Origin of the sequence: Alkalibacillus salilacus (assembly GCF_030812915.1) — a bacterium.
GTDB classification, from domain to species: Bacteria; Bacillota; Bacilli; order Bacillales; family Alkalibacillaceae; genus Alkalibacillus; species Alkalibacillus salilacus.
In genome coordinates this window covers 174,707-187,034 of sequence record NZ_JAUSTQ010000005.1, presented here as the reverse complement: position 1 = coordinate 187,034, position 12,328 = coordinate 174,707, and the positions used below count along the sequence as shown (strand labels likewise).

Below are 12,328 nucleotides of genomic sequence, written 5' to 3'. Positions count from 1 at the left end.
AATACTCTCCTCCTGGTAATCGTTTTTGTGGTTGAAAACATTGTACCATGTGGAGAGGAAAATGACCCTTTTTACACAATTATATGGACTCTATCGAGCAAGTGTTATATTCCATCGAGTTCTAGCGCAATATCATCGAGAAAGCACCATTTTCCATCGAGAGCAAGCTTAATACCATCGAGTAGGCGGTGTTTTCCATTAAGTTTTAAAAAATACCATCGATCTTACACGATTATTGCCTGGGAAATAAGTCGATTTCCCGAACATAAAATCAGACTTTGGTGAATGCTGAGGAATAAAGTGGAGTTTCGTATAAAAAAGACGTTATGATTAACAGATTAATCGCTAATCATGCTACACTAAGACTAAGATACTTGACGTTTGGAGGAAATGTGATGCGCTTTGTGAGTTTTGAATACAATCAACAACATTTATGGGGGATTGAGGCGGACGATGGCATCTATTATTCTGAGAAATTGTTAAGCATTTTCCCGACATTAGATGCTGTGATTGAAAATTATGATGAGCTCAATATTAATGAAGAAATTAATCAACATATCTCACGTCATGATGTAACTTTAATTGCACCGTTCCGTCCAAAGAAGAACATCATGTGTATTGGCAAAAACTATCGTGAGCATGCTTTAGAAATGACTAATCAAGATGTTTCGCAAATTCCTGATCATCCCGTCATTTTCACCAAATCACCAGGTGCTGTTATAGGCCCGAATACGCCTGTCGATGCTCACCAACAAACGACGTCACAATTAGATTATGAAGGCGAATTAGCCGTCGTTATAGGAAAGCAAGGGAAAAATATCGCCGAGGCTGACGCGTTAGATTATGTGTTTGGTTATACGTTGTTAAATGATATCACTGCTCGTGATTTACAAAAGAAACATCAACAATTTTTCCGTGGTAAATCGCTTGATACATTTGCTCCGTTCGGTCCATCGATTGTGACCCCTGATGAAATAGATGATGTTCACAACCTCGCACTGCAAACCTATGTGAATGATGAATTACGCCAAGATGGTCATACATCACAAATGATCTTTGATGTACGTCACTTGATCGCAACCCTATCAGATGGGATGACACTAGAACCTGGAGATATTATTGCGACAGGGACGCCGAGTGGAGTTGGAAAAGGGTTTAATCCTCCGAAATTTTTAAATCCGGGTGATGCAGTAAGAATTGAGATTGAACAAATTGGTCAGCTCGTCAATTCAATTGAGTAACTACCACCCGAATTGATTGAGTTTTTTATAATAATTAATGAGAAAATCATAGAAAACTTGCTCAGATGGTGCGACTTCTCGGTGTTTTGGTCGCACCATGCCAATTGTACGGGTCATATTGGGTTCAACAATATTTAAGATCACCGTGTCTTGGTTGCGGCGTTCTTGTAGTGAAATTTCCGGAAGTAAACTAACCCCTAGTCCAGCAGCCACGAGTCCTTTAATCGTATCGATATCCTCACCTTCAAAAGCAGCTCGAGGTTCAAAGCCAACTTGCCGACAAGCATTCACCACTAAATCTCTCATAATATAACCTTGGCGAAACAACACAAACGGTTCATGTCGTAATTGATCTAATCGCAAATGTTCATAATTTGCGAAAGGGTGTGTCCGTGGTAAAACCGCCTGAATATTTTCCGTGAAAAAGATATCCCCTTTTACCTCAGCGTGATTAAGCGGTACAGGAGATGTAAACGCTAAATCAATTTGCCCAACTTTTACGGCTTCGATTAGCTCATGAACAGTCCCTTGTTGAAGTTGAAAGCCAATTTGTGGATGCTCTTTTCGAAATGCAGCAATCACTTTCGGCAAAGTCTTAGCTGCTAAGCTGGTCGGAAAACCGAGCCGAATCGTACCTGATTCAGGATTTAAAAACTCACGCACATCGCGTTCTGCATTTTCGATCTCCGTCATTGCTAACTTAATTCGTTCAAGAAAAACTTCTCCAACAGGGGTTAATCGAATTTTCCGCCCGCCACGAATAAATAAATCTACGCTGAGCTCTTCTTCTAAGTTCGCCACTTGTCGACTCACAGCTGATTGAGCGACATGCAATTCCGCTGCAGCTTCACTAACATGTTCTAATTCCGCCACTTTTATAAAATATTTTAGTTGTCTTAACTCCATATCTATCAACCTTTGTAAGCGCTTTATCTCAATTTGCGATCGTTTTGATCGAATATATATATTGAAAGCATAACAGAAAACATCTATGATAGAAATAACATTCTTCTGAAAATTTTTACGACCGAAAGATGAGGTGACACGATGATTCAAACAGGTTATCCAGCTAAACAAGGCCTTTATAACCCGCGCGAAGAACATGATGCATGTGGAATCGGCTTTGTGGCACAAATAGACGGTGTTTCGACTCATCAGATGATAAACGACTCAATTACAATTTTAAAACGGTTAGATCATAGAGGTGGCCGTGGTGCTGATGGTCATACAGGTGACGGCGCCGGCTTAATGCTTGAAATTCCTGATGAATTATATCGACAACAATGGAATGAAATGTTACCTGAGAAAGGTAATTATGCTGTGGGTATGGTTTTCTTGCCGCAGGATGATACGAAGCGTGAAGCAATTAAAACGATGTTTAATGATGTCGTGGAACGAGAAGGTCATCATGTGATTGCTTGGCGTGATGTTCCGGTCGATTCGAGTGTTATTTCTGAAAGTGCTAGTCATAATCAACCTTATATAGAGCAAATTTTTATAAGAAAGTCTGACGAAACAGGGCGTGAAATTTACTTTGAGCGCGACTTATATTTAATTCGTCGGATTATTGAAAAGCTAATTGAAGCAGATGAGACGTTACAAGATGGGCCATTTTATATTGCGAGTTTATCTCCGCGGACGATTGTGTATAAAGGAATGCTTGCACCAGAACAACTTGAGACGTTTTATTTAGATTTGTCAGATGATCGTGCCAAGACATCATTCGGTTTGGTGCACTCACGTTATAGCACGAATACATTCCCGTCATGGGAGCGAGCGCACCCGAATCGTATGTTAATGCATAATGGTGAAATTAACACGATTACAGGTAATGTGAATTGGATGAAAGCGCGTGAGACGGCAGCAACATCGCATGTTTACCGAAATCGTCATAAAGATTTGCTTCCTGTTATTGATGAATCATCAAGTGATAGTGGGATGCTCGATCAAGCGTTTGAATATTTCGTTATGAACGGTCGGTCATTGCCAGAGACAGCGATGATGATGGTGCCAGAAGCATGGGACTTAAACGATGATATGAGTGATCCAGAACGTGCATGTTATGAGTACTTAAGCTGTCTCATGGAACCGTGGGATGGTCCGACAGCCATTGCTTATACAGATGGTCGCCAAATTGGGGCGTCGATCGACCGTAATGGACTGCGCCCTGCGCGTTATTATATAACGGATGATAATCGAATTGTCTATTCTTCAGAAGTCGGCGTGCTAGATATTGAGCCTGACCGCATTGTTGAAAAAGGTAAGCTTGGTCCGGGTCAAATGATCTTAATAGATTTAGAGAATCATAAAGTAAGTTATAGTGATGAAGTTAAACGTGAATTAGCGGAGAAACGTCCTTACCGCCAGTGGCTTAACGACTCATTAGTTCAACTGAGTGGTTTACCAATGGGGCGCCAAGATGAAGACATTGATGAAACAGAATTGCTTCATTTCCAATTGGCTAATGGCTATACGAAAGAAGAAATGATGAAAAACTTAATGCCTATGGTCACCGAAAAACGTGATCCGATTGGTTCGATGGGAAATGACACGCCGCTTGCTGTTTTATCAGAACAACCACAACTATTATTTAATTATTTCAAACAGTTATTTGCGCAAGTAACGAACCCGCCGATCGATGCTATTCGTGAGAAATTAGTCACATCGACTACGTCTTATTTAGGACCAAAACACAATGTGCTTGATGATGGGCCTGAGCATTGCAAGCGAATTCGTTTGTATACACCAATATTAAAGAAAGCGGAATTCGATGCGGTTATTCATAATTCCCGAAGTGATTTTCGATTTGAAAAAGTATCGATTTGTTATCCAGTTGAAAAAGGGGCTAAAGGATTGGAACCTGCGCTGCATCAGCTATTTAAACGCGTTGAACGGGCGATTAATCAAGGTGTTTCCATGATTACCTTGTCTGACCGTGGTCAATCAGCTGAACAAATCGCAATTCCGTCACTATTAGCGGTGAGTGGTTTACATCATTATCTTGTCGAAAAAGGGTTGCGGACGAAAGCAAGTCTAATCGTAGAAACAGCTGAAGCTAGAGATGTCCATCAATTTTCGACGTTAATTGGTTTTGGTGCAGATATGATTTATCCGTATTTAGCATATCGTTCGATCGAAAAGCTAATTGATGAGAAATACATCGATGATTTGTCGGTTCATGAAGCCTTCGATCGTTACCGTGATGCAGCGACAACAGGTATTGTAAAAGTGATGTCGAAAATGGGCATTGCGACCATTCAAAGTTATCGTGGTGCGCAAATTTTTGAAGCGATTGGCTTAAGTGAAGACGTTATGGAGAAGTATTTCCGTGGTTCAGCGTCGAAGCTAGGTGGAATCGATTTAGAGACAATCGCCGAAGAAAGCTTAACGCGTCACCGTATGGCGTATCCATTAACACGGAAAACACTACCTTCAGGCGGCGACATGCAGTGGCGTAGTGATGGTGAACATCATGCGTTCAACCCGAAAACGATTCATACCTTGCAACACGCTGCTCGGATGAATGACGCGAAAAGCTATCAACAGTTTACTGAATTAATAGAAGAAGAAAAAGTGACATTTTTACGCGATTTAATCGAGATTAATAATGACGATCGTGACTCAATTCCACTAGAAGAAGTGGAACCAGTCGAATCGATTTTTAAACGGTTTAAGACAGGTGCCATGTCTTATGGCGCGTTAAGTCAAGAAGCGCATGAGATATTAGCGATTGCGATGAATCGAATTGGTGGTCGAAGTAATAGCGGTGAAGGTGGCGAAGACCCGGATCGTTTTACACCAGATGAGAATGGTGATTTAAGACGAAGTGCGATTAAACAGATTGCTTCAGGTCGCTTTGGCGTTACAAGTTACTATTTAAGTAATGCTGATGAACTGCAGATTAAAATGGCACAAGGTGCGAAACCAGGTGAAGGGGGCCACTTGCCAGGTAAGAAAGTGCACCCTTGGATTGCAAATGTTCGTAAATCAACGCCAGGTGTCGGATTGATTTCGCCGCCGCCACACCATGATATTTATTCAATTGAAGACTTAGCGCAACTGATTTATGACTTGAAGAAGTCAAATACGAATGCGCGTGTTAACGTTAAGCTCGTTTCGAAAACAGGCGTGGGCACGATTGCAGCAGGTGTTGCGAAAGGTAAAGCTGACGTCATCTTAATTAGTGGTTATGAAGGCGGTACAGGGGCTTCGCCGAAAACAAGTATTCGTCACGCTGGTCTACCGTGGGAGCTCGGTTTAGCAGAAGCGCATCAAACCCTTGTATTAAACAATTTACGTGAAAAAGTCCGTTTAGAAACGGACGGTAAATTAATGACAGGGAAAGACGTTGTAAAAGCGGCGTTACTAGGCGCTGAGGAATACGGATTCTCAACAGCACCTATGGTTGTGCTCGGCTGCATTTTAATGCGAGCTTGTCACTTAGATACATGTCCTGTTGGGATTGCGACTCAAGATCCTGATTTGCGTAAGAAATTTAACGGGCAAGCAGATCATGTCGTCAACTATATGAACTTTATTGCAGAGGAAATGCGCGAAATCATGGCGCAACTAGGCATTCGCTCGTTAGATGAGATGATTGGGCGTACGGATTTATTGAAAGTACATCCACGTAAAGCGTCGCATCATAAAGCGAAACAACTAGATTTAGATCCATTATTACAACATTCAGATGATGCGTGGCTTAAGCGTGAACGTCCAGTGATTAGTCAGTATGATGAAGTGCATATTGATCGAACAGAAATTATCCCGAACGTTCAAGCAAGTCTTGATCATCAAGAACAAACGATTCTAGATTTACCCATTACCAATACAGATCGGACAGTTGGAACAGAGCTAGGCTATGAACTAACAAAGCGATATGGCGAAGCTGGTTTAGCTGATGATACGATTCAGCTTAATTTCACAGGCTCAGCTGGTCAAAGTTTCGGCGCCTTTTTACCGAAAGGCATTACGATGAGCGTCACTGGTGATGCCAATGATTACGTCGGTAAAGGATTGTCAGGTGGTAAGATTGCCATTACACCTCATAACCCACCGTCTGTTCATCGCATGGCAGAGACCATTATTGGTAACGTGACATTCTTTGGTGCAACAGGTGGCGAAGCCTATATTAACGGAGCAGCAGGTGAGCGTTTTGCTGTCAGAAACAGTGGTGTTCACGCTGTAGTCGAAGGTGTTGGCGATAATGGTTGTGAGTATATGACAGGTGGTCGTGTTGCTATTTTAGGTGAAATTGGTAAGAACTTTGCTGCAGGTATGTCTGGCGGGGTCGCGTATATTTGGAACGCAGACATGGAAGAAGTTAAAGCGAAGTCCAATCATGAAATGGTCTTATTTGAAACAGTAGCTGAAGCGGAAGAGCAAGATGAATTGAAGGTCATGCTTGAAAATCATCTCAAAATGACTGGAAGTAAACGGGCGAAGTATTTGCTAAATCATTGGGATGAAGCTGTCCAACAATTCGTTAAAGTCATTCCAGAAGAATATAAAGAGAAATTACGTCAAGAGCGTGAAGAAGAAACCGATACAGTCGTGCAATAACGAGTGTGAGGAGGTGTTTAGATGGGTTATTTACGAGGATTTATGGAGTTTTCGAGACAAGATCAAGCAACCCGTGACCCAATTGAGCGTATTAAAGATTGGGAAGAATATACCATCCGATTAGATGAAGATGAATTACAAAAACAAGGTGCACGTTGTATGGATTGCGGAACGCCGTTTTGCCATACAGGCGTTAGTTTTAATCAATCGGATATTGGTTGCCCGGTTAATAACTTTATCCCAGAGTGGAATGAGTTAGTTAGTGAAGGGGACTGGCAGCATGCGTTTGAACGTTTGAAAGAAACAAATAACTTCCCTGAATTTACAGGACGTGTTTGCCCAGCGCCTTGTGAAGGATCATGTACATTAGCGATTAATGATGATCCAGTCGCGATTAAAACGATTGAGAATGAAATCATTGAACGTGGTTTCGAAAATGGTTGGGAACAAGCGAACCCACCTAAAGTACGTACAGGAAAACATGTTGCGATTGTCGGGTCAGGTCCTGCAGGTTTAGCGGCGGCTGACCAACTGAACCAACAAGGGCATACAGTCACAGTCTATGAACGAGATGATCGTGCAGGTGGCTTGTTGATGTATGGCATTCCGAATATGAAATTGGATAAAGAAACAGTAGAGCGTCGTGTGGAATTACTTGAAGCTGAAGGCGTTACCTTTATCTGTAATACTTCTGTTGGTGAAGATATTACGCGCGAGCAATTAAAAGCGGATTACGATGCGGTGATTCTATGTACGGGATCTCAACAGCACCGAGACGTGCCAGCTGATAATCGTGATAGTCAAGGTATTCATTTCGCAATGGACTATTTAAAAGACTCAACGAAGGCATTAGAAACAGATCCTAATCAAGCGTCGATTCATGCTCGTGGTAAAAATGTCATCGTCATCGGCGGTGGTGACACAGGTGCGGACTGTGTGGCAACAGCTTTACGTCAAGAATGTAACCGTGTTGTCCAATTTGGTAAGCACCCTGCAAACCCTGAGGAACGAGACGATAATAACCCATGGCCTTTATTCCCGATGACCTTTAAGTTAAATTATGGTTATGAGGAATCAGTCGAGGCTTATGATGAAGATCCGCGTCAGTATGAAATTTTAACGAAAGCGTTTGATACGGATGAAGCGGGAAATGTTAAATCGTTAAGAACGGTTCGTGTGGAAAAGGTCGAGGAAAATGGACGATTAGTCACAAAAGAACTTCCAGGTACAGAAGAAGTGTGGGAAGCCGATTTAGTCTTTGTGGCAATTGGATTTACAGGACCAGAGCACGAAGTCCTTGATCATTTCGGTTTAGAACTCGATGAACGTGGCCGTATTTGGACTGTCGATGGAACCAATGATTACCGTACAAGTGAAGACCATGTCTTTGCTGCAGGTGATGCAAGACGTGGTCAAAGCCTAGTTGTTTGGGCCATTCGAGAAGGTCGTGAAGTTGCCGAACAAGTGGGTGACTATCTAACAATTGAAAGAGAACAATTAACGAGCTGATAGCCTTTTTTAGGTTATCAGCTTTTTTTATAGTCTTTGTTAAAGTTTAGTGTTGATTTTCGAAAGATGTAGCACTGAGTTGTTGAATTGTGAGGAGCGAAGGTGGCGACTCCTGGTCGACTAAAAGCGGTCACGTCCTGTGACCAACGTCGACATTAGGCCGTCCGGGCCGTCACAGGAATAGCACGTGCCTCGAGACCCCCAGAGGGCCACAGGATGTGGGTCACTTCGGCGTTCGGACAGGACGTCCGGAACTTAGCCGAAGTTCCTTTAGTGGCCGAGGGATGCACCTGCGTCTGCAAGTCAACGCTTCGAAGTAGGATTCCTCGGTGCAAGTTCCTAAGAAGCTTACTCGATGTAGTTGCCTGGCTTGAGCCGTGCCCGCGGAAAGCGTCCACCGAAAGCGAATCACAATATCAACAACGGACTATAACAAAGTATTTACCAAAAAGCATAATTTACAAAACTTATGTGCTTAACTCAATTTGACAAGGGTATTATAATGATGAACATAGAAGGATAGTAATAAACGGAGGTGGGAAGCATGATAGACCAGCAGATTGGGTTCATTGGAAGTGGTAAGATGGCACAATCGATTATGAACGGTATGATTCAGTATGGTGGGATCGCACCCGAGCAAATACATGCATCTGCAGTCACGGAAGAAACGATTGATCATGTGAAGGAAAAGTATCAAGTTGATATTAATGATGATAACCGCCGCGTGGCGAGTGAGAGCGATATATTATTCTTAGCCGTGAAGCCGCATGTATATCCGCATGTTATTGAAGAAATCCGTAAAGACATTAATCGGAATACCATTATCGTAACGATTGCGGTAGGTGTGCGGATGAAGGATATTGAACTGGCTTTTGGAAAGGAAACGAAAATTATTCGTTCGATGCCAAACACCCCATCCCTCGTTGGTGAAGGTATGACCGTGTTCTGTGCAAATGAACATGTTCTAGATGATGAAATTCAATTGATTCATGATTTATTTTCACTGTATGGTCGGTCAGATCAAGTAGAAGAAAAGATGATGGATGCAATTCCGGCCATTAGTGGTTCGTCGCCAGCATATGGTTATATGTTTATTGAAGCATTGGCAGATGGCGCGGTGAAACAGGGCATTCCACGTGAAGAAGCTTATCAATATGCGGCACAAGCGTTGTTAGGGGCTGCTAAGATGGTACTTGATACGGATAAACATCCAGGTGAACTGAAAGATCAAGTCTGCACGCCAGGTGGTACAACGATTAAAGCAGTAGATGCACTCGAACAAAATAGTTTTCGCGGTGCGATTATACAAGCTATGGATAAATGTTCAGGGAAGTAAAGGTTACCTCAAAAGGTAACCTTTATTTTTTTATTTTATTAAACTGTTGCAACTGTACTATTTAATGTAGTACACTTAATACACAGAGAAGCGAGGTGATGATGTGCATATTATTTTAAACCCAACTAGTAATCAACCGATCTATGAACAAATCATATATGAAGTCAAACGTCGTGTTTTACAAGGCGTTGTGGTTGCAGGTGATCAAGTACCTTCCGTTCGTGAAATGTCATCCCAATTAACTGTTAATCCTAACACGGTGAGTAAAGCGTATAAAGAATTAGAGCGTGAAGGCATTTTCGTGACTTATCGAGGTAAAGGAACGTTTATTGCGGAAGATGTATTAGAACTTGTGAAAGAAAAGGAAGTGGGACATTTGAAAGAACAAGCAGAGGCTTTGTTCGTAAAAGCCATGCAAGCTGGTATGACTAAAGAGGAGTTAAAGCAGTGGATCGAAGAGTTTTTTAAAGAAGAAGGGAGAGAGTCTGATGATTAAAGTTAATAATGTTACAAAATCGCTTGATCGAACGCGTATATTAGATCAAGTTAATTTTCAAGTCCAACCGGGGACAATTACAGGGGTCGTTGGTCGTAATGGAGCTGGGAAAACGACACTACTCCGTATGATATCAGGAATTATTCATGCTGATAATGGTTCGATTTCAGTAGATGGTAAAAGTGTTTATCGTGAACCAGATATTAAGCAAAACATCGTATTTGTACCCGATTCGACAGATGCCTTGAAAGCGTATTCTGTTAAAGAAATTGTGAAGTTTTATAAGACTGTTTATCCATCATTTGATGAAACTTATTATTACAATTTACTGGATAAATTCAATTTCAAGAAGACGGGTAAAATTAAACAAATGTCGAAAGGGCAAAAGGCGTTATTTTCTCTAATTCTAGCGTTTGCGACTAATGCGCAATACATACTGCTAGACGAACCAACGGACGGGTTAGATGTCATTATCAAGAAGGACATTCTTCAATTTATTGCTGAAGAAGTGGCCAAACAAGATGTCTCGGTCATTATTTCATCTCACCGTCTGGATGAACTTGAAAAAATGGCTGATCATATTGTCGTTCTTAAAGATGGAACGGTTGAATCTGAAGTAGAGATGGAAGAGTTGAAACAACAATATAAGAAAGTACAAGTTGCTTATCATGATGCATTTCCAAGTGATATTCAAGAGCATATGGACGTCTTAAGTCAGTCTGGGCGTGTTGGCGTTGTATTGATTAAGGAAAATGATGAGGAAAATGAAGCGGTGTTACGACAGTATGACCCGATACTCTTTGAGGAACTACCACTTACGCTTGAAGACGTGTTCGTGGCGAAATTAGGAGGTGACTTATATGTTTCCTAAAGCACTATGGATGAAAGAATGGAAGCATAATGTGTTAATCAGTATTAGTGTACTTATCGTATTTTTACTAAGTTATTTTTTAAATGCTGTGATGAGTTTGGATACCTGGCGAACAATGGCGGAACAAAGTCCGCAATATTGGGAGCAAAATAAGGTTAATGAAATAAATGGTTTATTTTCACCAGATGTATTCGGTGTTATTGCAATTGGTCTTGTGATCTTACTCGCTGGTTTCTTAATCGGGTTGGAAAAAAGTACGAAACGACATGACTTTTCGATGGCTTTACCTTTTTCGCGCCAGCAAATGTTTGCAACGAAGTACGTGTTCGGAATGTTATCCATTGTATTAAGTTTTACCATATCATTTTGGTTGGCAGTCATGGTAATCTCGCAATCAGAGTTTAGCTCGTTATTATCGAATGTTGACTTATGGGAAGTATTTATCATGCCTTTAGCGGTATATGCGTTTATTTTTGCCTTTTCAATGATGATTGGGTCAATCACGGGTGAAATCAAATCACAAATTGCCTTAACGTTTATCTTTTTATTCTTACCGCAAGGCTTATTTATGTTAATTAGTCAACTCGTTTATGTCCATGGAGGTCAATTGAATTCAGGTAATCTTGAGCCAGTGATGACGGATTTATTTTGGTTTATGTACTTATCACCGTATATGTATGAACAATTGTCAGTCTGGACACCGATTGTAGCTCTAATCGTCGCATCGGTAGCTGGTTTACTATTGTTTATTAAAGCCCCATCAGAATACACAGGAGATTTTATTACGTTTCGTTCATTGCATCCGATTTTCTTAGTCGGTATTCCGCTTTGTAGTGTGTTATTAGGTGGAATGCTTGTTTCATCTATTGCGCCTTATAATTCAGGAATGACGATTGCTGTGATTTTATATTGGATCGGTGCTACGATTTTTCTATTCTTCTCATGGAAAATCACGAAACGATTGCTTAATAGAGCTTAAATTTAAACAATAGATCGGGACATAAAAATTTACTTATACAAGAGATGAGTTATTAAAATCCATTATAGTTAAGCAATTATGAAGCGGAATCAAAACACTTAGACGCCTGGTCGGCTAAAAGCGGCCACGTCCTGTGACCAACGCCGACATTAGACCGTCCGGGTCGTCACGGGAACAGCACGTGTGTCGAGACCCCGCAGGCCCCGTTTTTGGGCCGAGGAGGCTCGAGCCGTGCCCCGGTAAAGGAAACACAGCGATTGCGTCAGCAGAGCTGATGTTGAGCTTATGTCACGTAGAACCAAGCGAAGTGTTTTGATGGAGCGTTATACAAGCA

At 41.5% G+C, this 12,328-nt stretch carries 8 protein-coding genes; 7 read left to right on the top strand and 1 reads right to left on the bottom strand.

All coding sequences use genetic code 11. The annotated features are described in order from the left end of the window. Window positions 1–395: 395 nt before the first annotated feature. Window positions 396–1,241 carry a fumarylacetoacetate hydrolase family protein gene (locus tag J2S77_RS08255; protein WP_306976349.1) on the top strand — a complete coding sequence of 282 codons (846 nt, stop codon included), beginning with the start codon at window positions 396–398 and terminating at the stop codon, window positions 1,239–1,241. Here J2S77_RS08255 and gltC read toward each other — a convergent pair whose 3' ends face one another. Next, window positions 1,242–2,147, bottom strand: coding sequence for a glutamate biosynthesis transcriptional regulator GltC (gene gltC / locus J2S77_RS08250; protein WP_306976347.1), 906 nt, complete (start codon window positions 2,145–2,147; stop codon window positions 1,242–1,244). Window positions 2,148–2,288: 141 nt separating this feature from the next. On the opposite strand from gltC, the gene gltB reads away from it, so the two are divergent. From gltB to J2S77_RS08220, 6 genes are all read left to right on the top strand, one after another. After that, complete coding sequence (gene gltB, locus J2S77_RS08245) at window positions 2,289–6,803, top strand: glutamate synthase large subunit (RefSeq protein ID WP_306976345.1); 4,515 nt, start codon at window positions 2,289–2,291, stop codon at window positions 6,801–6,803. A gap of 21 nt (window positions 6,804–6,824) precedes the next feature. Then, window positions 6,825–8,312: a glutamate synthase subunit beta gene (locus J2S77_RS08240; RefSeq protein WP_306976343.1), complete on the top strand. Its 1,488-nt coding sequence runs from the start codon at window positions 6,825–6,827 to the stop codon at window positions 8,310–8,312. A gap of 544 nt (window positions 8,313–8,856) precedes the next feature. Beyond that, entirely contained in the window at window positions 8,857–9,648 is a 792-nt protein-coding gene (gene proC / locus J2S77_RS08235; RefSeq protein WP_306976341.1) for a pyrroline-5-carboxylate reductase, read from the top strand. 103 nt (window positions 9,649–9,751) lie between these two features. Continuing rightward, window positions 9,752–10,144: a GntR family transcriptional regulator gene (locus tag J2S77_RS08230; RefSeq protein ID WP_306976339.1), complete on the top strand. Its 393-nt coding sequence runs from the start codon at window positions 9,752–9,754 to the stop codon at window positions 10,142–10,144. Continuing rightward, a complete protein-coding gene (locus tag J2S77_RS08225; protein ID WP_306976337.1) occupies window positions 10,137–11,015 on the top strand; it encodes an ABC transporter ATP-binding protein in 879 nt (292 codons plus the stop codon). Before J2S77_RS08230 ends, J2S77_RS08225 begins: the two co-directional genes overlap by 8 nt. After that, window positions 11,005–11,994, top strand: coding sequence for an ABC transporter permease subunit (locus tag J2S77_RS08220; protein ID WP_306976335.1), 990 nt, complete (start codon window positions 11,005–11,007; stop codon window positions 11,992–11,994). Before J2S77_RS08225 ends, J2S77_RS08220 begins: the two co-directional genes overlap by 11 nt. The last annotated feature ends 334 nt before the right edge of the window (window positions 11,995–12,328 follow it).

Excerpts from the sequence above, each read along its gene's own strand:
- J2S77_RS08255 (WP_306976349.1), top strand. The coding sequence starts at position 396 with ATGCGCTTTGTGAGTTTTGAATACAATCAACAACATTTATGGGGGATT.
- gltC (WP_306976347.1), bottom strand. The coding sequence starts at position 2,147 with ATGGAGTTAAGACAACTAAAATATTTTATAAAAGTGGCGGAATTAGAA.
- gltB (WP_306976345.1), top strand. The coding sequence starts at position 2,289 with ATGATTCAAACAGGTTATCCAGCTAAACAAGGCCTTTATAACCCGCGC.
- J2S77_RS08240 (WP_306976343.1), top strand. The coding sequence starts at position 6,825 with ATGGGTTATTTACGAGGATTTATGGAGTTTTCGAGACAAGATCAAGCA.
- proC (WP_306976341.1), top strand. The coding sequence starts at position 8,857 with ATGATAGACCAGCAGATTGGGTTCATTGGAAGTGGTAAGATGGCACAA.
- J2S77_RS08225 (WP_306976337.1), top strand. The coding sequence starts at position 10,137 with ATGATTAAAGTTAATAATGTTACAAAATCGCTTGATCGAACGCGTATA.
- J2S77_RS08220 (WP_306976335.1), top strand. The coding sequence starts at position 11,005 with ATGTTTCCTAAAGCACTATGGATGAAAGAATGGAAGCATAATGTGTTA.